The 25,093-nt window shown below is 71.0% G+C and carries 20 protein-coding genes; 6 read left to right on the forward strand and 14 right to left on the reverse strand.

Annotation, left to right across the window (positions count from 1 at the left end; genetic code table 11):
- Positions 1–651, forward strand: a 651-nt coding sequence (locus MCM47_RS04365; RefSeq protein WP_238741167.1) for a transposase, incomplete at its 5' end; no start/stop codon positions are given.
- Positions 652–832: 181 nt separating this feature from the next.
- Positions 833–2,446 carry a recombinase family protein gene (locus tag MCM47_RS04370; RefSeq protein ID WP_238741169.1) on the forward strand — a complete coding sequence of 538 codons (1,614 nt, stop codon included), beginning with the start codon at positions 833–835 and terminating at the stop codon, positions 2,444–2,446.
- Here the strand turns inward: MCM47_RS04370 and MCM47_RS04375 are convergent, their stop codons facing one another.
- Positions 2,447–2,605 (reverse strand): hypothetical protein, encoded by a 159-nt coding sequence (locus MCM47_RS04375; protein ID WP_238741171.1) that lies wholly within the window; start codon positions 2,603–2,605, stop codon positions 2,447–2,449. It abuts the gene before it with no gap.
- Entirely contained in the window at positions 2,602–3,783 is a 1,182-nt protein-coding gene (locus MCM47_RS04380; RefSeq protein WP_308222282.1) for a replication initiator, read from the reverse strand. The genes MCM47_RS04375 and MCM47_RS04380 overlap by 4 nt, the downstream gene beginning before the upstream one ends.
- Between MCM47_RS04380 and MCM47_RS42490 the strand changes: the two genes are divergently transcribed.
- On the forward strand, positions 3,706–4,344 hold the full coding sequence (locus tag MCM47_RS42490) for a creatininase family protein (protein WP_374209076.1): 639 nt from the start codon (positions 3,706–3,708) through the stop codon (positions 4,342–4,344). The genes MCM47_RS04380 and MCM47_RS42490 overlap by 78 nt on opposite strands.
- A gap of 313 nt (positions 4,345–4,657) precedes the next feature.
- Here MCM47_RS42490 and MCM47_RS04390 read toward each other — a convergent pair whose 3' ends face one another.
- Together MCM47_RS04390 and MCM47_RS04395 are read right to left on the reverse strand one after the other, a co-directional pair.
- Entirely contained in the window at positions 4,658–5,320 is a 663-nt protein-coding gene (locus MCM47_RS04390) for a hypothetical protein (protein WP_238741176.1), read from the reverse strand.
- A gap of 571 nt (positions 5,321–5,891) precedes the next feature.
- Entirely contained in the window at positions 5,892–7,835 is a 1,944-nt protein-coding gene (locus MCM47_RS04395; protein ID WP_238741178.1) for a TIGR03960 family B12-binding radical SAM protein, read from the reverse strand.
- A gap of 269 nt (positions 7,836–8,104) precedes the next feature.
- Between MCM47_RS04395 and MCM47_RS04400 the strand changes: the two genes are divergently transcribed.
- Positions 8,105–9,397 (forward strand): M14 family zinc carboxypeptidase, encoded by a 1,293-nt coding sequence (locus MCM47_RS04400; RefSeq protein ID WP_238741180.1) that lies wholly within the window; start codon positions 8,105–8,107, stop codon positions 9,395–9,397.
- A 163-nt stretch (positions 9,398–9,560) separates the two neighbouring features.
- Here the strand turns inward: MCM47_RS04400 and rodA are convergent, their stop codons facing one another.
- The 8 genes from rodA to MCM47_RS04440 all read right to left on the reverse strand — a co-directional run bounded on the left by rodA (position 9,561) and on the right by MCM47_RS04440 (position 18,431).
- On the reverse strand, positions 9,561–10,766 hold the full coding sequence (gene rodA, locus MCM47_RS04405; protein ID WP_238741182.1) for a rod shape-determining protein RodA: 1,206 nt from the start codon (positions 10,764–10,766) through the stop codon (positions 9,561–9,563).
- Positions 10,763–13,024 carry a penicillin-binding protein 2 gene (gene mrdA / locus MCM47_RS04410; protein WP_238741191.1) on the reverse strand — a complete coding sequence of 754 codons (2,262 nt, stop codon included), beginning with the start codon at positions 13,022–13,024 and terminating at the stop codon, positions 10,763–10,765. The genes rodA and mrdA overlap by 4 nt, the downstream gene beginning before the upstream one ends.
- A 75-nt stretch (positions 13,025–13,099) precedes the next feature.
- Positions 13,100–13,741, reverse strand: a complete 642-nt coding sequence (gene mreD / locus MCM47_RS04415; RefSeq protein ID WP_238741192.1) for a rod shape-determining protein MreD — start codon at positions 13,739–13,741, stop codon at positions 13,100–13,102.
- A gap of 3 nt (positions 13,742–13,744) precedes the next feature.
- Positions 13,745–14,677: a rod shape-determining protein MreC gene (gene mreC / locus MCM47_RS04420; protein ID WP_238741193.1), complete on the reverse strand. Its 933-nt coding sequence runs from the start codon at positions 14,675–14,677 to the stop codon at positions 13,745–13,747.
- Positions 14,678–14,773: 96 nt separating this feature from the next.
- Positions 14,774–15,799 carry a rod shape-determining protein gene (locus tag MCM47_RS04425; protein WP_305067939.1) on the reverse strand — a complete coding sequence of 342 codons (1,026 nt, stop codon included), beginning with the start codon at positions 15,797–15,799 and terminating at the stop codon, positions 14,774–14,776.
- A gap of 325 nt (positions 15,800–16,124) precedes the next feature.
- The gene (ndk, locus tag MCM47_RS04430) at positions 16,125–16,538 is read right to left on the reverse strand and encodes a nucleoside-diphosphate kinase (protein ID WP_238741196.1); all 414 of its coding nucleotides are present in this window, start codon (positions 16,536–16,538) and stop codon (positions 16,125–16,127) included.
- 136 nt (positions 16,539–16,674) lie between these two features.
- The gene (locus tag MCM47_RS04435) at positions 16,675–17,025 is read right to left on the reverse strand and encodes a DUF4233 domain-containing protein (RefSeq protein WP_238741198.1); all 351 of its coding nucleotides are present in this window, start codon (positions 17,023–17,025) and stop codon (positions 16,675–16,677) included.
- A gap of 2 nt (positions 17,026–17,027) precedes the next feature.
- The gene (locus MCM47_RS04440; RefSeq protein ID WP_374209062.1) at positions 17,028–18,431 is read right to left on the reverse strand and encodes a folylpolyglutamate synthase/dihydrofolate synthase family protein; all 1,404 of its coding nucleotides are present in this window, start codon (positions 18,429–18,431) and stop codon (positions 17,028–17,030) included.
- Between the two features lie 175 nt (positions 18,432–18,606).
- Here MCM47_RS04440 and MCM47_RS04445 point away from each other — a divergent pair, with 175 nt between their 5' ends.
- Together MCM47_RS04445 and wecB are read left to right on the forward strand one after the other, a co-directional pair.
- Positions 18,607–20,040, forward strand: a complete 1,434-nt coding sequence (locus MCM47_RS04445) for a glycosyltransferase (RefSeq protein WP_238741200.1) — start codon at positions 18,607–18,609, stop codon at positions 20,038–20,040.
- Positions 20,041–20,120: 80 nt separating this feature from the next.
- A complete protein-coding gene (gene wecB, locus MCM47_RS04450) occupies positions 20,121–21,260 on the forward strand; it encodes a non-hydrolyzing UDP-N-acetylglucosamine 2-epimerase (protein ID WP_238741202.1) in 1,140 nt (379 codons plus the stop codon).
- A gap of 350 nt (positions 21,261–21,610) precedes the next feature.
- Here the strand turns inward: wecB and MCM47_RS04455 are convergent, their stop codons facing one another.
- On the reverse strand, positions 21,611–22,138 hold the full coding sequence (locus MCM47_RS04455) for a hypothetical protein (RefSeq protein ID WP_238741204.1): 528 nt from the start codon (positions 22,136–22,138) through the stop codon (positions 21,611–21,613).
- Positions 22,139–22,416: 278 nt separating this feature from the next.
- On the reverse strand, positions 22,417–25,056 hold the full coding sequence (locus MCM47_RS04460; RefSeq protein ID WP_308222279.1) for a valine--tRNA ligase: 2,640 nt from the start codon (positions 25,054–25,056) through the stop codon (positions 22,417–22,419).
- Positions 25,057–25,093 lie beyond the last annotated feature (37 nt).

The following is a 25,093-nucleotide window of genomic DNA, read 5'->3' on the forward strand; positions in this document are numbered from 1 at the left end:
CACACCTTGCTGGCCGACCGCGGCCTGCTGCCGGATGTGCACCTGGCGGACGCCGGCTACGTCGATGCCGAACAGGTCCACCTGGCCTGGCGCGACCACCGCGTCGAGCTCGTGGGCCCGCTCGCCCGGGACACCAACCGGCAGACGACGCAGTCGGCGGGCTTCGACAACAGCCGCTTCACCGTTGACTGGGACAACAGGCACGTCGCCTGCCCGAACGGCCGGACCAGCACGACCTGGCGGGAGACCACCAGCCACCGGGGCACGCCCGTGGTCCGGGCGAAGTTCGCGGCCCGCGACTGCACCGCCTGCCCGGCCCGTCAGGACTGCACCAGCTCACCCAACGGCCGCTACATCACCCTGCGGCCACGCGCGGAGCACGAGATCCTCCAGCGGCTGAGGCCGCAGCAGGACACCCCGCAGTGGCGTAAGCGCTACAACGTTCGCGCCGGCGTCGAGGGCACCATCGCCCAGGCCGTCAACGCCCTCGACATGCGCCGATCCCGCTATCGCGGACTCGCCAAGACCCACCTGCAGAACCTGTTCACCGGGGCGGCGATCAACCTCATCCGCATCGACGCCTGGCTCACTGGCCAGCCCCTGGCCCCCACCCGCATCACGTCGTTCGCAGCACTCCGCCCCGCTGGATGACCAGCGGGGCGGAGCAATTAACCAACAGCGTCGGAGCACTCCGGCGGGGGCACCGCACCAGGCGACGGCTACTTGACCACGGTCAGCGGCAGCAGCTTCTTACCGGTGGGGCCGATCTGGATCTCAGTCTGAATCTGCGGCCATATAGACACGGGCTTAGAACCACCCCTACCGTCCAGACATGGGGAAACGGACCAGGACACGGGCAGCCGCCGAGCAGCGGACGTACGACGTGAGTACGGAGTGGTCCGAGGCGGACCTCTCTCTTCTTGAGGACCTGAAGCGGGCCGAAGCGCTGCTGCCGGACGACGCTCCGCGAGCGCTGCTGTCCGTCCGGCTCTCCGTCCTCACGGACGACACCACCTCCCCCGTGCGCCAGGAGCTCGACCTCCGCATCAAGGCGAAGGAGATGGGGTGCCGGGTCATCGGCGTGGCCAGCGACCTGAACGTGTCGGCCACCAAGGTGCCCCCGTGGAAGCGCAAGCAGCTGGGCGAGTGGCTGAACAACCGCGCGCCCGAGTTCGACGTCCTTCTCTTCTGGAAGCTGGACCGCTTCGTCCGCCGGCTCTCGGACCTGTCGACCATGATCGACTGGTGCCTCAGGTACGGGAAGAACCTCGTCTCCAAGCACGACAGCATCGACCTGACCACCACGGCCGGGAAGATCATGGTCACGATCATCGGCGGCATCGCGGAAATCGAAGCGGCCAACACCAGCACCCGGGTGGCGAGCCTGTGGGACTACACGAAGACCCAGTCCGAGTGGCTGGTCGGCAAACCCCCGTTCGGCTACATGACCACTGAGGACGAGAACGGGAGGGTGGTCCTCGCCATCGACCCGGACGCCCATACGGCATTGCACTGGTGCCGCCGCATGGCACACCGGCACGTCCCGGCCCGGCGCATGGTCATGGTCCTGAAGCGCGCCGGCCTGGCGAGCGACGGCCTCACCACCAGCACTCTCCTGCGCCAGCTTCGCAACCCCGCCCTCATGGGCTACCGGGTAGAGGAGGACAAGCAAGGCGGCGCCCGGCGGTCGAAGCTTGTGCTCGGCAAGGACGCCAAACCGATCAGGGTGGCGGAAGGGATCTTCACTGAGGACGAGTTCGACGAGCTGCAGGCCGACCTTGACCTCCGCAGCAAGGACCAGCCGCAGCGGCAGCCGGGCGGCGCGACCAAGTTCCTCGGCGTCATGGTCTGTGCCGACTGCGGCACCAACATGTACGTGCAGAAGACGACGAAGGGCGAGAGAGTCTACCAGTACCTCCGCTGCCAGAAGTGCAAGGCGGGAGGTCTGGGCGCACCCGACCCGGAGGCGGTCTACAGCAAGCTGGTCGCGGACGTGCTGTCCGTCCTCGGGGACGAGCCGGTTCAGACGCGCTCCTACGCACAGGGCGCGGAGGCCCGTAAGGAGCAGAAGCGGCTTGAGGAGTCCGTCGCCTATTACATGAGGGAGCTGGAGCCGGGCGGCCGCTTCGCGAAGACCAGGTTCACGCGCGAACAGGCGGAGGCGACGCTCGACAAGCTGATCGCCGATCTCGAAGCCATCGACCCCGAGTCCACCAAGGACCGATGGGTGAACGTCCACAACGGGAAGACGTTCCGCGAGCAGTGGGAGGAGGGTGGCATGGAGGCCATGGCCGCCGACCTCCTCCGGGTGGGCATCACGTGCAAGGTCACCAGGACCAAGATCCCGAAGGTCCGCGCCCCCAAGGTCCACCTGAAGCTGCTCATCCCGAAGGACGTGCGGAAGCGCCTGGTGGTCAAGGAGGACCACTTCGGCGAGAAGTTCTAGTCAGAGGGGAGAGGCCCGATGCTCGCCCGGCGCCTCTCCCCGCCATCTCGCCGGGTCGAAGGGTTCCTCATCGCCGTCCTGATCGATCACGACGATCTCGCTCTCGATGACGAGTGCAGTCGTCCGCTCCGCGCCCTCGCCCGAACGGCGGCCGGTCACCTCTGCTCCTCGCGCATAGCCTGCCGATTGGCGGCGAGGTCTTCGGCGATGCCGGCGGCGATGAGGGCTTCCGCGGGGGTGTGCCCGGTTCCGGCGAAGCGCCAGGCGCTCTCGGTCACGGTCTCGCTGTCCCAGTCGGCGTACAGGTCTCGGGCGCCGGCCAGGGCGCGGGCGTGATCGGCGCGGGCGGCTCTGAGCTGTCCATATGTAGTGGAGTAGGCACGGGTCTTGGTGAGGCAGTGGCCGCGGTAGCCGAGCATGTGCGCCCAGGCGCGCAGGCGCAGGTGTTGCAGTTCGGGCAGGCCGCCGAGGCGCCAGGCGGTGGCGATCAGTGCTCGGACGTGAGCCGTCACGCGTAGCGCCCGTATCTCGGCGAGGGACTCGATACGACGGTCGACGGCGCCGGCGGCTTCGACGCTCTTGCTCGTGTACTTGGCGACGTAGGCGGCGACCGCGTCGTCCGTGAGTCGGCCGCTGTCCCCGCCGGTGAGGGGGTGAGCGTCGAGCTGAGTACCGAAGCGGAGCCGCCCGCCGGAATAGGCCGCCGAGTCGGGGCACGGGAGAGCGACAGCAGTAGCCGCCGAGTGGACGGTCTCCAGAAGAAGGTCACCCGTGGCCCACGACGGAGGCGGACTGGCAGGGCCGTCGGGGCCGTCGAGGCGAACGACAGCATGGAAGTGGATGGCGCCGCGCTTCTGGTACTCGGTGACCTTGGCCGCGGAGACCCGGACCAGAGTGCGCACCTTGGACCGGCCCACGCCCGCCCGGGCGGCGACGTGATGGTAGAGGTTGTCGCGGAAGGCCTTCCACAGCGCCGGGGCCGTGGCGTTCCACAGGACGTGGCCCGGGTAGTCGTAGCAGTCGGCGCACAGCGGTTGTCCGATGAGCGGTTCGTCGCCGGAGTGGGTTAGGCCGCAGCCGTGCCGGCCGCCGTGTTGGCAGTGTCGGCGCCGGGCCGGGTGGCAGTCGCCCGCGCGGTGGACCGGGCCGAAGGAGGGCGCGGTCAGGGTGACGAACAGCCGCGGGTGCATCCGGACCGTGTCCGGGACTCCCTTTCCGCCGGTGAGGCCGGAGCGGACCAGGTGGAAGGTGTCGCCGCTGTGCTCACGCGAGCAGGGCGCACAGCGGGAGGCCCGGCGGTTGCGGCAGCGGACGGCGAGCCGGCCGCAGGGGCGGATCGCGACCGACTACGACCTTTCCTCCTGCCGCCCATCACGTTGTCCTGCTCCCACGAGCACGCCCACATGCCGGGCACCGTCAGCATCAGCGCCGCCACCCTCTACGCCGTGATCAACGACACATGGAGGTCCCTCCAGGCATCCGGTGTCCCCGGCCTACTCATCGTGAACGGCCACGGCGAGAACTACGTCCTCTCGAACGTGGTCCAGGAGGCCAACACCGCCGGTTCGCATGTCGCCCTGTTCCCCGCCCGCGAGGACTGGCACCGAGCCCGCGAGGCTGCCGGGCTGAAAAGCTCCAGCGCCGAAGACATGCACGGCGGCGAGCTGGAGGTGTCACTACTCCTCCACGGCGCGCCTCACCTCGTCCGGGACGGCATCGAAGAAGACGACCACGACGCTCCAGAGCGTCCCCACCTCCTCACTCTCGGCATGGCCGGTTACACCCAGAACGGCATCATCGGCCGCCCGTCGCTCGGAACGGCGGAGAAGGGCAAGGCCATCCTTGTGAGCCTGTCCCGGTCGGCCAGCTCTCATCTGTCACTCATAGGCGGTAACTGACAGATATCGGATATCACTCGAACGTGGCTGCCGCCGGACTCTTGAGCGAGAGCTTCCCATCGTGACGCCAAATGCCCGAAGCACATCCCCGAGATGGCGGGGATAGCAGCCTCAGCTGTTGCGGTCACAGCTCACTGCCGTTAGGCGAAATCCTGACAGGGGCGCACCGGCCCACATCGGCCGCATCCCGGCACCCTGCGCTCCTGCCGACAACGGGACGCTGCCATGGCACGCACTGTGTACTGGTGGTGAAGCGGGCCACCTTTGGGCAGCGGAATGCTGTCATGGTGCGGGTATCTGGGATGAAACTAGATCATTCCGAAAGGAAGCCGTCAATATCGGCTGGCAACTCCAGATCGACCTCATCGGCCGCGAGCCGATCCAATGCGCTTGCATCATCCTCGCGAATCAGCGCCAAAAGATCGCCGGGCGGTACGGGATTTTGCTTCTGGGAGACCAGCCACTTTAGGGCCTCATTAAGAATCTCATCCCTCTCGATCTTCAGATCGCGAGCTCGGCGAATCCCGCTCCAATCTCTCACCATTCGAAGAACGGCAATCGCTCCCGCTACGTAGTAGCCAGATCCATCAAGGTAATCCTGAAGAGGATTACCATAGGAAATCTTCCGAACTCGAATTGGCGACCCCAGATCATTTAGCACCTTCAGGTCTGCACTTCGCTCTCTTACGAGAAGGGGAGTCCACGCCGAGAAGATTTCACCCAAGCCAGCTCCCGACGTTCTCCCCTTTCTCATATCACTGGAGAGCTTTTGAGATAGCTGCCAGCGCGATGCCGCCAGGGCCGTCGCCAATCCCCAGCGCGCGCCTAGCTGAACCGCAGTTTCAAGATCCTTAAGTCGCATAGCCAGCTCCCCAATGCTCGCATTAGGGCCAATCTGAGTCTTCCAGATGAACTCGACTGGTTCGCCTCCAGCTGGAGGGCGAAGCGCCTGCGGCAATTCCACGTTCTCATCCATACACCTAGGACAACAGGAGGCGCGCAGATCGAAAGACCTTGAGGGCTCGTGTCCAGAATATGGATCGTTAATTCACGCGGAAGGGCCAACGTGCGCTCCGCCGCCACCACGAATGCTCGGACGAGCCGGCTCCCGCAGGCCTCATCAGCCGCGTCCCCAGCTAAAAGCAGCACCGTCGAGATGGGTGAGATCTCAAGCAGGGCAGCGCAGGAGAAGCGCTCAACACCCATGCATGATCCCAATTTGGGGGCCGCAATGGCAGCAATCTGCAGGATCGCGGAGTCGGTGCGCCTAGATAACATGCGCGGAGCCCTCCCCGATGGACTTGAGGAGGGCTCTACGCCCCCCTCAAGGGCTCAAACCCACTCGATGGAGGACTCGATGCCCGGGGCACTCCGGGCGGTGGGCAGAGGGGTCCTCTGGCCGCCTTGCCGGGCCTTTCCGGGGGCGGGGACGGGCCCGCCCTGGGCGCGCGTCATGCCGAGCGCGCCCAGGACGAGCTCCCGCTCACCCTCCGGAAGGCTGTGAAGTAAGTCACACAGATCGCTCACCGTATCACCCACGTCGCCGGCTACTTCTGCTGGTCAGCGCCGCCGACGACCGTCAGCGGGAGCAGCTTCTTGCCCGTCGGGCCGATTTGTATGGCCGTCTGCATCTGCGGGCAGACGCCGCAGTCGAAGCACGGGGTCCAGCGGCAGTCGTCGACCTCGACCTCCTCGAGGGCGTCCTGCCAGTCCTCCCACAGCCAGTCCTTGTCGAGGCCGCTGTCCAGGTGGTCCCAGGGCAGCACCTCCTCGTAGGTGCGCTCCCGGGTGGTGTACCAGTCGACGTCGACGCCCGTGCCGGCCAGGCCCTTCTCGGCCGAGAGCATCCAGCGGTCGTACGAGAAGTACTCGCGCCAGCCGTCGAAGCGGCCGCCGTCCTCGTAGACCGCGCGGATCACGGCGCCGATCCGGCGGTCGCCGCGGGAGAGCAGGCCCTCGACGATGCCGGGCTTGCCGTCGTGATAGCGGTAGCCGATGTTCTTGCCGTACTTGCGGTCGCCGCGGATCGAGTCCCGCAGCTTGGCCAGGCGGGCGTCGGTGGCCTCCGCGGACAGCTGCGGCGCCCACTGGAACGGGGTGTGCGGCTTGGGCACGAACCCGCCGATCGAGACGGTGCAGCGGATGTCGTTCTGCCCGGTGACCTCGCGGCCCTTCTGGATGACGTTCTTCGCCATCTCGCCGATCTGGAGCACGTCCTCGTCGGTCTCGGTCGGCAGGCCGCACATGAAGTACAGCTTCACCTGGCGCCAGCCGTTGCCGTACGCGGTGGCGACGGTGCGGATGAGGTCCTCCTCCGACACCATCTTGTTGATCACCTTGCGCATGCGCTCGCTGCCGCCCTCGGGGGCGAAGGTCAGCCCCGACCGGCGACCGTTGCGGGACAGCTCGTTGGCGAGGTCGATGTTGAACGCGTCGACGCGGGTGGACGGCAGCGACAGCCCGATCTTGTCCTCGGTGTAGCGGTCGGCCAGGCCCTTGGCGATGTCACCGATCTCGGTGTGGTCGGCACTGGACAGCGACAGCAGGCCGACCTCCTCGAAGCCGGTCGCCTTCAGGCCGCGCTCGACCATCTCGCCGATGCCGGTGATGCTTCGCTCCCGCACGGGGCGCGTGATCATGCCGGCCTGGCAGAAGCGGCAGCCGCGGGTGCAGCCGCGGAAGATCTCGACGGACATCCGCTCGTGCACGGTCTCGGCCAGCGGGACCAGCGGCTGCTTCGGGTAGGGCCACTCGTCGAGGTCCATGACGGTGTGCTTGGACACCCGCCACGGCACGCCCGGCGCGTTCGGCACCACGCGGCCGATCCGGCCGTCGGCCAGGTACTCCACGTCGTAGAACTTCGGCACGTACACCCCGCCGGTGCGCGCCAGGCGCAGCAGCAGCTCGTCGCGCCCGCCCGGGCGGCCCTCGGCCTTCCAGCCGCGGATGAGCTCGGTGATGTCGAGCACGGCCTGCTCGCCGTCGCCGATCACCGCGCAGTCGATGAAGTCCGCGATCGGCTCGGGGTTGAACGCGGCGTGGCCGCCGGCCAGGACGATCGGGTCCTCGTCGGTGCGGTCGCGGGCCTCCAGCGGGATGCCCGCGAGGTCGAGCGCGGTCAGCATGTTGGTGTAGCCGAGCTCGGTGGAGAAGGAGAGGCCGAGAACGTCGAAGGCGCGCACCGGGCGGTGGGCGTCCACGGTGAACTGCGGGACGCCGTGCTCGCGCATCAGCGCCTCCAGGTCGGGCCAGACGCTGTAGGTCCGCTCGGCCAGCACGCCCTCGCGCTCGTTGAGCACCTCGTAGAGGATCATGACGCCCTGGTTGGGCAGGCCCACCTCGTAGGCGTCGGGGTACATCAGCGCCCAGCGGACGTCGCAGGCGTCCCAGTCCTTGACGGTCGAGTTCAGCTCGCCGCCGACGTACTGGATCGGCTTCTGGACGTGCGGGAGGAGGGCCTCCAGGCGTGGGAAGACCGATTCGACAGTCATGTACTAGGAACCCTTACGACGTTGAGAGGTGTCGCGCGCATCCTGGTCCCGGTTCGGGGCGGTGGGCGACGTCTGGGAGGGGTGACCCTCAAGGGTAGCCGAATCCGGCCCGCGGCCCGGCCGGGCTGCGGGGGCGCCCGACCGGAGCGGCGGCTGTTGACAGTCCCGGACGGCCCGTGCGGTACTGGCAGGGCTCCGCCGGGAGGCCCCGCACGCCATCGGACAAGGAAGGCGCCCATGCACGACGGCACCGACACCGGCCTCGCGGGATGACCGACACCGGCCGGCGGATGCCCCGCCGCGACAGCCCTCCCGGACCGCTCGACCGCTACCCCGCGGCGCCCCGGGCGGCGGCCGCCGCCAGCCGGCTGGCACTGCGCCACCCCGAGCGCTGCCGGGTCCGCGAGGTGGGCCGCTCCCGGGGCGGACGGCCGCTCGTCGTGATCTCGGTCGACGAGGGCCCGCACGCCGTCCTGGTGGTCGGCGGCCCCCACCCCAACGAGCCGGTCGGCGTCGCCGCCGCGCTGCGCCTCGCCGCGCTGGTGCTGGCCCGGCCGCCCAGACCCGGCCTGGCCTGGCACGTCCTGCTCTGCCTGGACCCGGACGGCGCCGCGCTCAACGAGGGCTGGCTCACCGGCCCGCTCACCGCCCCGCGGCACTACGAGCACTTCTTCCGGCCCGCCTTCGAGGAGCAGCCGGAGCTGCTGCCGCCGGTCGGCGGCGAGCGCACGCCGATGCCGGAGAGCCTGGTGCTGACCGGGCTGATCGACGAGCTGCGCCCGTTCCTGCAGTGCTCGCTGCACGGTGTGGACTTCGGCGGGGCCTTCGTCCAGCTGACCCGGCCGGTCCCCGGCCTGGCCGAGCGTTTCGCCCGCTCGGTGGCCCGCGGCGGCGTGCCGCTGGACGTCGACTCCTACGACGCGGTCGGCTGGGACAGCCCGGCCCCGGGGGTGTACGTGCTGCCGGGGCGCGGCCGCGGCGACCTCCCCCGGGCCCTGCCGGACGACCCGGCGCGCTCGACCTGGGCGTACGCCGGCCGGTACGGCGGGGTGACGGCCCTGCTGGAGGTTCCGATGTGGGCGGTGGACTCCGTGGGCGACGCCGGGCTGCACCCCGAGGTGCGGCGGGCGGTGGCGGCCGCGGCCGTGGCCCTGCGCGAGCGCGCCGAGCAGCTGTCCGAGCTGCTGCCGCTGGTCCCGGCGCACGCCCGGGCGGCGTACGGGCCGCTGCTGCGCGCCGTCGAGTTCAACCTGGGCGCCTGTCCGCTGCTCGCCCGGGAGTGGCTGGCCGACTGGTGCGAGCGCCCGCTGGCGGTCTCCCGGGTGACCACGGCCAGGATCGTCGCCGAGCGGATCCCGCTGCGGGCGGCCTCGATGCTGCTGCGGCTTCTCGGCGACGCCGGGGGCCCGGCCGCGGACGGCGCCCGGGAGCGGGCCCGCGGGATCGTCACCGGGAGCCTGGAGCGGCTCGGCCGGCTCGGCGCCCGTTGGGTACCGGTGGAGGCCCAGGTGGCGCACCAGACCCGGGCGGTGCTGGCCGCCGCGGACTGCCTGCTGCCGTAGCGCGGGCGCGACGCCGGCCCGGAGCCGGCAGGACGGCGGCCCCGCGCCCCGACGCCACGCGGCAGGTACGGCGCCACGCGGCGCACGGCGTGCGGAAGGGCCGGCGTCGTGCGGAAGGGCCGGCCCGGGAGGCTCCCGGACCGGCCCTGCACCGCGCGACCGCTCAGGCCGCTATCGGCCGCTGGCTCTGCACCGCCTGCAACAGCCCGATCGCCACCCAGGTCGCGAACATCGACGACCCGCCGTAGGAGACGAACGGCAGCGGGATGCCCGCGACCGGCATGATGCCCAGGCACATCCCGATGTTCTCGAACCCCTGGAAGGCGAACCACGCGACCGCACCGGCCGCGACGATCGTCCCGTACAGGTCGGTCGCGTGCCGGGCGATCCGGCAGCCCCGCCAGAGCACCACGCCCAGCAGCACGATGATCGCCATGGCTCCGAGGAAGCCCAGCTCCTCGCCGGCCACCGTGAAGACGAAGTCGGTCTGCTGCTCCGGGACGAACTGGCCGGTGGTCTGGGTGCCGTGGAACAGCCCCTTGCCGGTCAGTCCGCCCGACCCGATCGCGATGCGGGCCTGCGCGGTGTTGTAGCCGACGCCGGACGGGTCGAGCGCCGGGTTGGCGAAGGCGGCGAAGCGGTCGATCTGGTACTTGCTCAGCACGCCGAGCTTCCAGATCGCGATGCAGCCGCCGACGCCGGCCAGGATCAGCCCGAACACCCAGCGGTTGGCCGCGCCGGAGGCCAGCAGGATGCCCAGCACGATGACGGCCATCACCATCACGGAGCCGGCGTCCGGCATCAGCATCACGATCGCCATCGGCAGCGTCGCCCAGACCAGCCCGCGGAACACCGCCCGGTGCGAGGGGAACTCCCGCTCGCCCGCGTCGACCTGGTCGGCCAGCACCACCGCCATGGCGAGCACGATCGCCAGCTTGGCGAACTCGGCCGGCTGGACGGAGAAGCCGCCGCCGAGCTGGATCCACGAGTGCTGGCCGTTGATGGTCGAGCCGAGCGGGCTCAGCGTGGCCAGCAGCATCACGATCACGGCGATGTACAGGAACGGCACCACGGTACGGAACCGGCGGCTCCCTATCCCTATGACCACCGCGCACAGCACCATGCCGACGACCACGTTGGTGAGGTGCCGGAACAGGAAGTACTGCGGGTCGCCGTGGGTCAGCGAGTCCCGCCCGCGGGTGGCCGACCAGACCAGCAGCGAGCTGCCCAGCGAGAGGACCAGGGCGGCCAGCAGCAGTATCCAGTCGATCCGCCAGAGCGGGGAGTCCTTGGCGAGGGACTTCTTGGAGACCCCGCTGCGCTGCTGCGGGGCGAGCCGCAGCTGACGGTACGAACCGTACGAGGTCATGCCCGGCTCCTTCCGTTGCCGCGGTTCGGTTCCAGCGCGGCGTCGGCCGCGGCCAGCAGGACCACCGGGCCGGACGGCTGCGCCGGGTCCAGGAAGACCCGCGGCGAGCCGCCGGTCACGCCCGGGTCGCCGGCGGCGGAGCCCTGGTAGGAGGCCGGCTTGATGATCGCGGTGCCGTCCGGGTTGAACTTCGGCAGCTCGGTCTGCGGCTTGGGCAGCAGCGCCTTGCTGCTGTCGACGTTGCCCTTGTCGTCCACGCCGTAGAGCGCCTGGTAGATCCGGCGGATCGCGTCACCCGAGCCGCCGGAGCCGGTGCCACCCTGGCTTATCGTCATCACGACCGCGTAGTCGTCGCTGTAGGTGGTCAGCCACGAGGTGGTCTGCTTGCCCTCGACCTCCGCGGTACCGGTCTTGGCGTGCAGCTCGATCTTGCCCTGGGGCCAGCCGGCGCCGGCGAACTTCCAGGCCGCGGTACCACTGGTGATGACGCCCGCGGTGGCCTGGTCGATGTAGCCGAGCAGCTTCTGGTCGCCGGGGAACTTGGCGTCCTCGTGCGGGGCGATCTCGCGCACGAGCTCCCCGCTCGGGCTTATCACCGCCTTGCCGATGGTCGGCCGGTAGAAGGTGCCGCCGTTGGCGAGCGCCGAGTAGATCCGGGCCATCTGGATCGGGGTGACCAGCGTGTCGCCCTGGCCGATCGCGAAGTTGACGGAGTCACCGGCCCGCATCTGGTAGCCGTCGATGCAGTTCTCCTTCGCGATCAGGTCGGAGTAGCTGGTGCCGCCCTTCTCCGCCTGCTTGCACCAGGCGTCCTTGTTGCTGTCGTAGTAGGACTGCTTCCACTGCCGGTCCGGCACCCGGCCGGTGACCTCGCTGGGCAGGTCGATGCCGGTCTTGGCGCCGAGACCGAACTGGTGGGCGGTCTTGTAGAACCAGTCGGCCGGGTCCTTCTTCGGCTTGATGCCGCCGTCCTTCATCCACTGGTCGTACGCCAGGCCGTAGAAGACGGTGTCGCAGGAGACCTCCAGCGCCTTCTCCAGCGTGATCGAGCCGAAGTTCTCGCTCTCGAAGTTCTTGAACTCGCGGCCGCCGATGGTCAGGCTCTTCGGGCAGGGGTACGTGCCGTCCAGCGAGTAGCCGGCCTGCACGGCGGCGGTGGTGGAGATGACCTTGAAGGTCGAGCCGGGGGCGGACTGGCCCTGTATGGCCCGGTTCAGCAGCGGGAAGTTGGATTCCTTGCTGGTCAGCGCCTGGTAGTCCTTGCCGGCGATGCCGCCCTGCCAGAGGTTCGGGTCGTACGTCGGGGCGCTGGCCATCGCCACGATCCGGCCGGTGTGCACGTCCATCACGACGGCGGCGCCGGAGTCGGCCTCGTAGTTGCGGTTGGTCACCTTGTCGAAGGTCTTGCGGGCGTCGTTCATCGCCTGCGCCAGGTTGTCCTCGACGGCCTTCTGCACCCGGGCGTCGATGCTGGTCACCAGGTTGTTGCCGGTCTGCGGGGCGACCGTGCCGGCGGTGCCGATCACCCGGCCGAGGTTGTCGACCTCCAGCTTGGTGATGCCGGCGGTGCCGCGCAGGTCGCGGTCGTACACCGACTCCAGCCCGGCGCGGCCGATCTGGTCGGCCGGCAGGTAGCGGTCCAGACCGGTCTTGCCGGCGGTCTTGGAGACCTCCTCGTCGGTCACCGGCGAGAGGTAGCCGAGCACCTGGGCCATGTTGGCGCCCTCGACGCCGGTGTAGTGCCGCACGGCGGTGGGCTGCGCGGTGACGCCGGGGAAGTCCTCGCGGCGCTCCATTATCTGCATCGCCTGCTGGGTGGTCGCCTCCTTGGTGACCGGGATCGGCTGGTACGGCGAGCCGTTCCAGCAGGGCTGCGAGGTCTTGGCGTCGCAGAGCCGGACCTTCTCCTGGACGTCCTTGGCCGGCATGCCGAGCACCTCGGCGAGGCGGCCGAGCACCGCCTTGCCGGCGTCCTTCTGCTGCAGCAGGGCGGTCCGGCTGACCGAGACGACCAGCTTCGTCTCGTTGCCGGCCAGGATTCGTCCGGAGGCGTCCAGGATCTCGCCGCGCACGGCCGGCTCGACCACCTCGCGGATGTGGTTGCCGGTCGCCTTGGCGGTGTACTCCTTGGCGTTGCGGATCTGCAGGTACCAGAGCCGCCCGCCGAGCGTGGCGAGCAGCGACAGCACGAGGATCTGCAGCACCACCAGACGGATCGTCACCCGCCGGGTACGGCCGGTCTCGGGGATGTTGCTCACGTCGCGTGCGCTCCAGAGTGCGGGGTTCCGGGAATCACGGGAATCACGGGGATCACGGGCGTCGACGGGCCGGTGCTACGGCCGCTTGGCGAAGCCGAGCGAGCGCTTCTTCCGGTAGCCCGGCCCGGCCGACGCCTCACGGGTGGTGCGGTAGCGGGCCAGCGTGCCCAGCCCGGGGCCGCCCTCGTCGTCGCCGGCCGCGGCGGCGACCGGGTCCTTGCCGAAGCGGCGTCCGATCATCATCACCACGGGCACCACGAACGGCGCCAGCAGCAGGTCGTACAGCAGGGCGGTGAGCACCAGGCTGCCGAGGCCGACGTGCCGGGCGGCGGTGTCACCGACCAGGGCGCCGACCATCGCGTACAGCAGCGTGGAGGCGATCGCCGCGCCGGCCACCACCAGCAGCGCGCTGGAGACCGAGCGCTGCCGGCCGTGGTCGGGTCGGAGCAGCCCGGCGGCGTAGCCCATCAGGCAGAGCACCAGGGCGTAGCGCCCGATGGCGTGGTCGGACGGCGGTGCGAGATCGGCCAGCAGGCCGGCCGCGAACCCGACCAGGCAGCCGCCGGTCGGTCCGTAGACCATGGCCAGGCCGACCACCACGAGCAGCAGTATGTCCGGGGTGGCGCCCGGGAGTTGGAGCCGGCCGAAGACGCTGACCTGGAGGATCAGGCCGAGCAGGATCAGCACGGCGGTGACGGGGACGCGGGCGAGGCGCATGGCTCAGTTCCCCCCGGAGGGCTTGACGGGCGGTACGGCGGCGGCCGGCGCCGCGGGGGCCTGGCCCTGGGCGGCCGGCGCGGGCGGCAGGACGGCGTCGCGCGGGTCGGTGCGCGGCGGCACGACGACGACGCCGATCAGGTCGAGCCGGGTGAACTGCACGAAGGGCTCGACCAGGATCGTCTTGGTGAGCTGGCCGGGGTTGGCCTCGACCTGGACCACCTTGCCGACCGGGACGCCGGGTACGAACGGGCGGCCGCTCTGTGAGCCGAAGGTGACCAGCCGGTCGCCCTCCTTGACCTGGGCCTTGCCGTTGAGCAGCGAGACCTTCATGGCGCTGGTGCCGCCGCCGGAGGCGAAGCCGATCTCGCCGCTGCCCTCCAGCCGGGCGCCGGCGCTGAAGCCGGGGTCGGAGGCGAGCAGCACGGTGGCGGTGGTCGGGGCGACGGTGGTGATCCGGCCGACCAGGCCCTGGCCGTTGATGACGGTCATGTCCCGGGTGAGGCCGTCGTCGCTGCCGGCGTCGATGGTGATGGTCCAGGAGAAGCCCTGGGCCGGGCCGATCGCGATGACCTGGGCGGCCTTGACGGTGTATCCGCCGGCGCCGGCGGTGCGCAGGAGGTCGTCGAGTTGCTTGGTGCGGGCGCCGGCCGCGTCGGAGGAGGCGAGCTTCTGGCGCAGCTCGGTGTTCTCGCGGGCGAGCTGGTCGGTGCGGCCGCTGTGGGTGGCGGCGTCGCGGAAGGCCCGGACGGTGTCGGCGACCGGGTCGACGACGGTGGCGGCGCCGCGCTCGACCGGGCCGAGGACGCCGGCGGCGGCGCGCCGGGCGCCGCCGAGCGGGGAGTCCTCACCGCCCTTGATGTCGACGGTGATCAGTGCGAAGGCGACGGCCACCAGCAGGATGAGCAGCAGCCGGCTCTCTCGTGTGTCCCTCACGGTGCTGGTACTGCCCCTTCGTACCTGGCCGACCGCCCGGGCCGCGGGGCCCGGGCGGGGGCCGTTTCAGTTTGACTGTCCGGTCTGTCGGTCGTGCTAACGGCGCGGCTGGGCGTCGAGTACCTGCTGCAGCGCCTCGAACTCCTCGACGCACTTGCCGGAGCCGAGGGCCACCGAGTCGAGCGGGTTCTCGGCGATGTGGATCGGCATGCCGGTCTCGCGGCGCAGCCGCTCGTCCAGGCCGCGGAGCAGGGCGCCGCCGCCGGTGAGGACGATGCCGCGGTCCATGACGTCGCCGGCGAGCTCGGGCGGGCACTGGTCGAGGGTGGTCTTGACGGCGTCGATGATCGAGTTGACCGGCTCGTCGATGGCCTCGCGGACCTCGGCGGCGGAGATCACGACGGTCTTGGGCAGACCGCTGACGAGGTCGCGGCCGCGGATCTCGGCGTGCTCGTCCTTCTCGCCCTCCAGGGCGAAGGCGGACCCGATGCTCATCTTGATCTGCTCGGCACTGCGCTCGCCGAGGAGCAGCGAGTACTCCTTCTTGATGTGCTGGACGATCGCGTTGTCCAGCTCGTCGCCGGCGACCCGGATGGACTGCGCGGTGACGATGCCGCCGAGGGAGATCACGGCGACCTCGGTGGTGCCGCCGCCGATGTCCACGACCATGTTGCCGGTGGCCTCGTGGACCGGCAGGCCGGCGCCGATCGCGGCGGCCATCGGCTCCTCGATGATGTGCACCTGGCGCGCGCCGGCCTGCGAGGAGGCCTCGATCACGGCGCGGCGCTCGACCCCGGTGATGCCGGAGGGCACGCAGACCACGACCCGCGGGCGGGCGAGGTAGCGGCGGCGGTGGATCTTGAGGATGAAGTAGCGGAGCATCCGCTCGGTGATCTCGAAGTCGGCGATCACGCCGTCCTTGAGCGGGCGGATGGCGACGATGTTGCCGGGGGTGCGGCCGATCATCTTCTTGGCCTCGGCGCCGACCGCCAGGATGCCGCCGGTGTTGGTGTTCACCGCGACGACGGACGGCTCGTTGAGGACGATCCCCTTGCCCCTGACGTACACCAGCGTGTTGGCGGTTCCGAGGTCGATCGCCAGGTCGCGGCCGATGAACGACAGGTTGGTTGCCATGGGGTGTGGGTGCCTTCCCGGGCTCGGAGTCATTGCGGGGGGTTGACGACGAACGTACGCCCGCGGCTTGGGCGGGAACCAGCTGACCGGCCGTGACGGGCCCTCGAGTCGCGTCCATCGTAGTCACGCCGGCCGGTACGGACGTCGACGTGGGGCATGCCGTCCATTGTCCGGGGCGTGATCGCTTCTCCGGGCATTGGGACGCCGTGTCGGCGCCCTCAGTTCCCTATTTCACGATAAGAATGCCCCGGCCGGGCCAATGGTCCCGACCGGGGCACCCGGGCGTCTCTCGGGCGTGTCGCGAGGGCCGGGATCAGGCGTGAGCGGGGAAGAAGATCTTGATCTCGCGCTCGGCGGACTCGGGCGAGTCGGAGGCGTGGATCAGGTTCTCGCGGGTGATGGTCGCGTAGTCGCCGCGGATGGTGCCGGCGCCGGCCTCCAGCGGGTTGGTGGCGCCGGCCAGCATGCGGATGCCGGGGACGACCTCCTCGCCCTCGACGATCATGGCGATGGACGGACCGGAGGTCATGAACTCCAGCAGCGGCTCGTAGAACGGGCGGCCGACGTGCTCCGCGTAGTGGTGCTCCAGCGTCGCCCGGTCGAAGGTGCGCAGCTCCAGGGCGGTGAGCTTCCAGCCGGCCTTGCGCTCGATGCGGCTGATGATCTCGCCGGCCAGGCCTCGCTTGACGGCGTCGGGCTTGAGCAGGACGAGAGTGCGCTGGGACACGGTGCGTCTCCTGGGGATCGGTTCGGCGTGCACGCGCTCGGGCGTGCGGAGTGCGGCTACCCGCAGAGGTTACCTTGCGTGAGCGACCCCCGAGCCCCCGGTCCCGGCCCTCGCCGGACGGGCCTCCGGACCGGGCCTAGGCCCCCTGGGCGGCGGCCTCGGCGGCGGCCCGGGCGGCCTTGAACTCGTCCACCTTGCGGCCGTAGTGCACCGAGCACCACCACAGGCCGGCGAAGACCACACCGAGCGCGAACATGGTCGGCAGGATGAAGCCGCTGGCGACCAGGCCGAGCTGGAGCGCCCAGCCGATCGGCACCGCACCGGGGCGGTTGATCATGCCGCAGAGCGCGATGCAGAGGACCATCGCGACGCCGCTGACGGTCCAGACCGTGGCCGGCGAGACGTCGGAGAGCTGCGTCGCGACCAGCGCCGCGAACAGGATCAGCAGCGCCTCGCCGATCAGGGTGGAGGAGCAGAGCGTCCTCATCGTCACTTCCTCCCGAGGAGCAGGCGGGCCTCGCCCACCGTGATGACCGAACCGGTGACCAGCACGCCGGCGCCGCCGAGGTCGCCCTCCTCCTCGGCGAGGGTGACGGCCGCGGCGATGGCGTCGTCGAGCCGGGGCTCGACCTGGACGCGGTCCTCGCCGAAGATCTCGACCGCGAGCGCGGCCAGGGCGTCCACGTCCATCGCGCGGTGGGTGGAGTTCTGGCTGATCACCACCTCGGCCAGGACCGGCTCGAAGGCCTCCAGCAGGCCGGCCACGTCCTTGTCGCCGCTGGTGCCGATGACGCCGACCAGCCGGGTGAAGCCGAAGGACTCGGTGATCGCGGCGACGGTGGCGCGGGCGCCGTGCGGGTTGTGGGCGGCGTCCAGGATGATCGTGGGGCTGCGCCGGACGACCTCCAGGCGGCCCGGGGAGGAGACGCCGGAGAAGGCCTGGCGGATCTTGTCCTGGTCGAGCTGGCCGCCGCGGGCGCCGCCGACGCCGAAGAAGGCCTCGACCGCGGCCAGCGCCAGGGCGGCGTTGTGCGCCTGGTGCTCGCCGTGCAGCGGGATGAAGACGTCCTCGTACTCCTCGCCACCGAGCCCACGCAGCGTCACCAGCTGCCCGCCGACCGCCAGCTCACGGCGGATCACGCCGAACTCCATGCCCTCGCGGGCCACCGTGGCGTCCACCTCGACGGCGCGCCGCAGGACGACCTCGGCCGCGTCCAGCTGCTGCTGGGCGACGACCGCCACGGCACCGGACTTGATGATCCCGGACTTCTCGACCGCGATCTCGCCGGTGGTCTCCCCCAGCTTGTCGGTGTGGTCGAGGCCGATCGGGGTGAGCACGGCGACCGCCGCGTCGATCACGTTGGTGGCGTCCCAGGAACCGCCCATGCCGACCTCGACCACCGCGACGTCCACCGGGGCGTCGGCGAAGGCGGCGTAGGCCATGCCGGTCAGCACCTCGAAGAAGGACATCGGGACGGGCTGCTGGGCGTCGACCATCTGCACGTACGGCTCGATGTCGCGGTAGACCTCGACGAACCGCTCGGGGGTGATCGGCGCGCCGTCCAGGGTGATCCGCTCGGTGACGGTCTCCACGTGCGGGCTGGTGTAGCGGCCGGTGCGCAGCTCGAAGGTGTTGAGCAGCTGCTCGATCATCCGGGCGGTGGAGGTCTTGCCGTTGGTGCCGGTGATGTGGATGGAGGGGAAGGACCGCTGGGGCTGGCCCAGGATGTCCATCAGCGCCTCGATCCGGTCGAGCGAGGGCTCCAGCTTGTTCTCCGGCCAGCGCTTGGAGAGCTCCAGCTCGACGTCGCGCAGGGCGTCGCCGGTGCTGCCGCCGGCGGTGCCGTCGGCGGGGCGGAGGGTGTACGGGTTCGGGTCGGCCTTGTCGCTCACGACCACAGTCTACGGAGCGACGCCGGCCGCTCCCCACTGGGTGAGAACCACCACTTCGCCCAGTGTTCCCATTTTGCCCGGTTTAGTATTGATTTTGCGATTTTGAACCGCGACGAAGCATCGATTCGCACTCCGCCGGAGCCGCCCGACCATCGATCATGAGGAGCAACGCGCCATGCCCGACGCCCTGCACGACTGGATCACCACCCGCCAGGAGACCGTCGTCTGGTTATCCGGGCTCGTCTCGCTGGCGCTCGTCGGCTACATGGTCCTCGTCTTCGGGCGCTTCCTGGTGTACTGGGCCGGCTCCCGGCACGCCTTCCGCCACGACCGGCCCGCCGAGCCCGGCGACCCGGCGGCCTTCCAGTGGCACCTGGTGATCCCCTGCCGCGACGAGGAGGCGGTGGTCACCCAGACCCTCGCCGGACTCCGGGCCACGGCACCCCGGGCACACCTGTGGGTGATCGACGACGACAGCGAGGACGCCACCCGCGAGCTGGTCCTGGCCGCCGCCGCGCAGGACCCGCGGATCCACCTCGTCCAGCGCCGCCGCCCGCACGCCCGGATCGGCAAGGGCGCCGCGCTGAACGCCGCCTACCGCGAGATCTCCGCACAGCTCCCCGAGGAGACCGACCGCTCCCGGGTGGTGATCGGCGTCGTCGACGCCGACGGACAGCTCGACCCCGGCACCCTCGCCCAGGTCTGCAGCGACCACGCCCTCGGCCGCCCCGACACCGGCGCCGTCCAGATCGGCGTCCGGATGCGCAACGCCGACGACGAACTCCCGCTGCCCGGCCGCGGCCGCACCGCCAACGCGCTCGCCCGCGCCCTGGTCCGGATGCAGGACGTCGAGTTCCAGGCCAACAACGCCGGGATGCAGCTGCTGCGCCGCCGCACCGGCAGCGTCGGACTCGGCGGCAACGGCCAGTTCGTCCGCCTCACCGCCCTCGACTCGCTCACCGCCGACGAGGGCCGGGCCGGCCGCCCCTGGCCCGAGCGCGCCCTGCTGGAGGACTACGAGTCCGGCCTGGACCTGCGCCTCGCCGGCTGGCGGCTCACCCACGTCACCGAGCGCCAGGTCTCCCAGGAGGGCCTGGTCTCCCTGCGCCGCTTCCTCACCCAGCGCACCCGCTGGGCCCAGGGCAACATGCAGTGCCTGCGCTACACCGGCCGCGTACTGCGCTCCCCGCACTACACCGCGGCCGGCAAGGCCGAGGTGATGTACACCTTCCTGCAGCCGGTGGTCTGCGTGCTGCTCGTCCTGCTGACCCCGCTCTCGCTCGCGATCACGGCGGCCGGCCTGGTGCTCTTCCCCGCGGAGACCGCCGAGTTCCAGTTCAGGTTCGGGCCCTACATGCTGCTCGCCTTCGTGCTGGCCACCCTGCCCATGGTGTTCTGGGGCCTCGCCTACCGCCGCCTGGTCCACCCCGACCGCAGCCGGCTCACCGGCCTGCTCTGGGGCGTCCTGGTCTGGCTCTACGCCTACCACCTGTTCGCGGTCGCCGTGCGGGCCGCCGCCCGGCTGCTGCTCGGCCGCAACGGCTGGGCCAAGACCCGGCGCAACGCCGAGGCGGTCGCCGCCGGCGCCCCCACGGCCCTCGAATCCTGAGCCTCCCCCACCCCGTCGGCCCCGGCCGCCCGCACCCCCGTCGGGCGCCGAGCCGCCCCCGTCCCCGGAGAGACGCCCCCATGAGCCCCTGCCTGCCCCCCGCCAGCGTCGCCGTCGTCCTCGGCACCCGGCCCGAGCTGGTCAAGCTGGCCCCGCTGATCCACGAACTCGGCGCGGCCACCCGACTGGTGCACACCGGTCAGCACTGGGACGAGGCGATGTCCGGCCGCTTCCTGCGCGACCTCGGCCTCCCCCGCCCCGAACTGCTGACCGGTGTCGGCGGCCGCCCGCGGGCCGGCCAGATCGCCCAGTCCCTCGGCCAGCTCGACGCCGCCTTCGCCGACGACCGGCCCGCCGCCGTCGTCGTCCAGGGCGACACCAACGCCACGCTGGCCGGCGCGCTCGCCGCCAACGCCCGCGGGATCCCGCTGGTGCACGTCGAGGCCGGTCTGCGCAGCTTCGACCGGGCGATGCCCGAGGAGCACAACCGGGTGATGGTCGACCACGTCTCCGACCTGCTCTGCGCCGCCACCGCCGAGAACGCCGCCAACCTGCGCGCCGAGTCGCTGGACGAGCAGCGGATCGCCGTCACCGGCAACACCGTGGTCGAGGTGGTCCGGCGCCGGCTGCCGGACGCGCCCGCCCGGGCCGCGCTGCTCGCCGGGCAGGGGGTCGCGCCGGACGGCTACGTGCTGGCAACCGTGCACCGGCCGGAGAACACCGACACCGCCGAGGCACTCGGCGCCGTCCTCGCCGAGCTGGACCGGATCGCCCGGGCCGGCACCCCGGTGCTGTTCCCGATGCACCCGCGCACGCGGGCCGCGGTCGAGCGCTTCGCGCTGGACGGCCTGCTGGACCGACTCACCGTCACCGAGCCGGTCGGATACGCGGAGTTCCTGGGCCTCGCCCGGCACGCCGCACTGCTGGTCTCCGACTCCGGCGGGGTGCAGGAGGAGTGCACCGTGCTCGGCCGCCCGCTGCTGGTGGTGCGCCGCTCCACCGAGCGCCCGGAGGCCGTGGACGCCGGCTTCGCCGCACTGGTGCGGCCCGGCGCCGAGCTGGGCGAACTCGCCCGCGCCTGGCTCGCCGACCGCACCGAGCGGCTGGCCCGGCTGGCCGCCACCCCGAGCCCGTACGGGGACGGGTCGGCCTCGGCCCGGATCGCCCGGCTGACCGCGCAGCTGGCCGGGCGGCCCGCCGCGGTCCTGGCCGCGGCGTAGCGGCCGGGGCTGCGGCCAGGAGCACGGGGCCCGGCGCCGGTCCTCCGGTCAGCCGGATCGGCTGGTCCACCTGCCGGGGCGAGCCTTCCGCCCCGAAGGGGACTTGAGCTCTCGACAGCTCCCTGAGGTGCAAACCCCGGCGCCGGCCCCGGCTCGGGCGTGGTGAACGGCGCGCCGGGCTGCCCGGCCGCGGGCGCCGACTGCGGGAGCTTCGAACCCGCCACGCCCGGGGGCTCCGGGATCGGCGGGACGATGACCTGGTCGACCGACTGGACGTCAGGAGGGCGACGGGCCCGCCTGCACCGGCGGCGCACATCCGCACGCCGGGCCGTAGGCACCCGGCGGCGTGGTCAGCCCCCGGCGCGGGCCTCGGGGATCTCGGGGCCCGCGCCGGAGTGCCGGCGACGCAGCTCGGCGGTGATCTCGGCCACCTCGCCGTCGGGCAGGAACGGCAGCATCATGGCGACGCCCTGGAGGAGGCCGCCGAGCAGGAAGGTGGTGTCGGCGGTGGCCGCGACCAGCCCGCGGACCTCGGCGACCCGGCCTGCGGCGACCGCCTCGATCAGCCGGGCGGCGTCCGCCGTCTCCTCGTCCACGTCGACGGCGGCGGTGTCGGCCGGTGCCCGCCGGGCCATCGCCCGCAGCACCCGGTCGCCCACCGCCGGCGCGTACGCCTTGCGGACGGCCTCGGCGGCGATCCAGGCGAGCAGGGTGGTCACCTCGCGGTGCGCGTGCTCCTCGAGGATCCGGTCCAGCGCGTCGTCGAACGCCAGCTGGTTTCCGTGCCGGAACGCGAGCAGCAGGGTCGCCGCCCTGGCTTTGGCCTCATCGACCGCTTCAGCGGGAAGTTCGTCGGCCAACTCCACCGTCACCACCACGCCTAACCCTCCCGTCACCCGTCGGCTCAGCAGAACGTCCTGCACACCGTACACATCCGACCTGCAAACTTCGGCGAACCCGCGCGGGCAAGACCGGAATGAATTCGGGCGGAATAGGACCTCACCCGGTCCAGGATGAATATTCGCCGGAAGGGAGCAACGCCATTGCGCTATTGGGAGCAGAAAGGGCTTGGGTGCGGGAATGAGGGGTACCGCGGAAAAGGCCGAGGGGCCGCACCCCGCGTCGGCGGGATGCGGCCCCTCGGGGAGCCGGCGCGTCAGGCCTGCGGCAGCGCCGCGAGCTGGGCGGTGATCCGGGCGATGTCGGCCTGGGCGGCCTCCTGACGTGCGCGGATCTTGGCGACCACGTCGTCGGGCGCCTTGGCCAGGAAGGCCTCGTTGCCGAGCTTGGCGGCGGTCTGGGTCTTCTCCTTCTCGGCCGCCGCGAGGTCCTTCGCCAGGCGCTTGCGCTCGGCCGCGACGTCGATGGTGCCGGAGAGGTCCAGCGCCACCGTGGCGCCGGCGACCGGGAGCGAGGCGGTGGCGGTGAAGCCCTCCTCCGGGACGGTCAGCCGCAGCAGCGAACGGATGGCCGCCTCGTGCGCCGCCAGCCGGGTGCCGTCCAGCTCCAGCCGGGCCGGCACCTTCTGGGTGTCCCGCAGGCCCTGGTCGTTGCGGAACCGGCGGACCTCGGTGACCACCTGCTGCAGCAGCGCGATCTCCGACTCGGCGTCGGTGTCCCGGAAGCCGGCGTCCTTCGGCCACTCGGCGACGACCAGCGACTCGCCGCCGGTCAGCGCCGTCCACAGCGCGTCGGTGACGAACGGGACCACCGGGTGCAGCAGACGCAGCGTGACGTCCAGGACCTCGCCGAGGACCCGCCGCGCCGCGTCGGCCTGCTCCCCTCCCTTGGCCAGGGTGGTCTTGGAGAGCTCGACGTACCAGTCGAAGACCTCGTCCCACGCGAAGTGGAACAGCGCGTCGGAGACCTTGGCGAACTCGTAGTCCTCGTACAGCGCGTCGACCTCGGCCACGGTGCTGTTCAGCCGGGACAGGATCCAGCGGTCGGCCGCGGTCAGGCTCTCCGGCGCGGGCAGCGGGCCCTCGACGGTCGCGCCGTTCATCAGCGCGAACCGGGTCGCGTTCCAGATCTTGTTGCAGAAGTTGCGCGAGCCCTTGACCCAGTCCTCGCCGATCGGCACGTCGGCGCCCGGGTTGGCGCCGCGGGCCAGGGTGAAGCGGACGGCGTCGGCGCCGTAGGCGTCCATCCAGTCCAGCGGGTCCACGGCGGTGCCGGAGGACTTCGACATCTTCTTGCCGAACTCGTCGCGGACGAGGCCGGTCAGGGCGACGGTCTTGAACGGCACCTGGCCGTCCATCGCGTACAGGCCGAACATCATCATCCGGGCGACCCAGAAGAAGATGATGTCGTGGCCGGTGAGCAGGACGTCGGTGGAGTAGAACTTCTCCAGGTCCGGGGTCTGCTCCGGCCAGCCGAGGGTCGAGAAGGGCCACAGGCCGGAGGAGAACCAGGTGTCCAGGACGTCCGGGTCCTGGTGCCAGCCCTCGCCGGTCGGCGGCTGCTCGTCCGGTCCGACGCAGACGACCTCGCCGTTCGGGCCGTACCAGACCGGGATCCGGTGGCCCCACCAGAGCTGGCGCGAGATGCACCAGTCGTACATGTTGTCGACCCAGTCGAAGTAGCGGCGCTCCAGCTCCTTCGGGTGGATCTCCACCCGGCCGTCGCGGACCGCGTCGCCGGCCGCCTGGGCCAGCGGGGCGACCTTGACCCACCACTGCAGCGACAGCCGCGGCTCGACCACGGTGTGGCAGCGCGAGCAGTGGCCGACGGCGTGCATGTAGGGGCGCTTCTCGGCGACGATGCGGCCCTGCTCGCGCAGCGCGCCGACCACGGCCGAGCGCGCCTCCATCCGGTCCAGGCCGAGGAACGGGCCGTGAACGGTGATGACACCGCGCTCGTCCATGACGCTCAGGTTCGGCAGGCCGTGGCGCTGGCCGATGGCGAAGTCGTTCGGGTCGTGCGCCGGGGTCACCTTGACGGCGCCGGTGCCGAATTCCGGGTCGACGTGCTCGTCGGCGACGACCGGGATCTCCCGGTCGGTCAGCGGCAGCTTGATGGTCCGGCCGACCAGGTGCTTGTACCGCTCGTCCTCCGGGTGGACGGCGACGGCCGTGTCACCCAGCATCGTCTCGGCCCGGGTGGTGGCCACGACGATCGAGTCCTCGCCCTCGCCGTAGCGGATCGAGACCAGCTCGCCCGGGACCTCCTCGTGCTCCACCTCGATGTCGGAGAGCGCGGTCAGGCAGCGCGGGCACCAGTTGATGATGCGCTCGGCGCGGTAGATCAGGCCGTCGTCGAAGAGGCGCTTGAAGATGGTCTGGACGGCCTGGGAGAGGCCCTCGTCCATGGTGAAGCGCTCGCGCGACCAGTCCACGCCGTCGCCGAGGCGGCGCATCTGGCCGAGGATCCGGCCGCCGTAGTTCTCCTTCCACTCCCAGACCTTCTCGACGAAGGCCTCGCGGCCCAGGTCGTGGCGGGAGAGGCCGGACTCGGCGAGCTGCTGCTCCACCTTGTTCTGGGTGGCGATGCCGGCGTGGTCCATGCCGGGCAGCCAGAGCGTCTCGAAGCCCTGCATGCGCTTGCGGCGGGTCAGCGCGTCCATCAGCGTGTGCTGGAAGGCGTGGCCCAGGTGCAGCGCACCGGTGACGTTCGGCGGCGGGATGACGATGGTGTACGGCGGCTTCTCGCTCTTGGCGTCGGCCGTGAAGTAACCGCGCTCTACCCAGCGCTCGTACAGCTCGCCCTCTACGTCCGCCGGAGCGTAGGTCGTCGGGAGGGTGGCTGCGTCGTCCCCGGGGTGCGTGCTCGCGGGGCGCTGGTTCGTGGTGTCGGTCACGACGCACAGTTTACGTAACCGCGGACGTGGGTTACGA

Origin of the sequence: Kitasatospora sp. A2-31 (assembly GCF_022288725.1) — a bacterium.
Lineage (GTDB): Bacteria > Actinomycetota > Actinomycetes > Streptomycetales > Streptomycetaceae > Kitasatospora.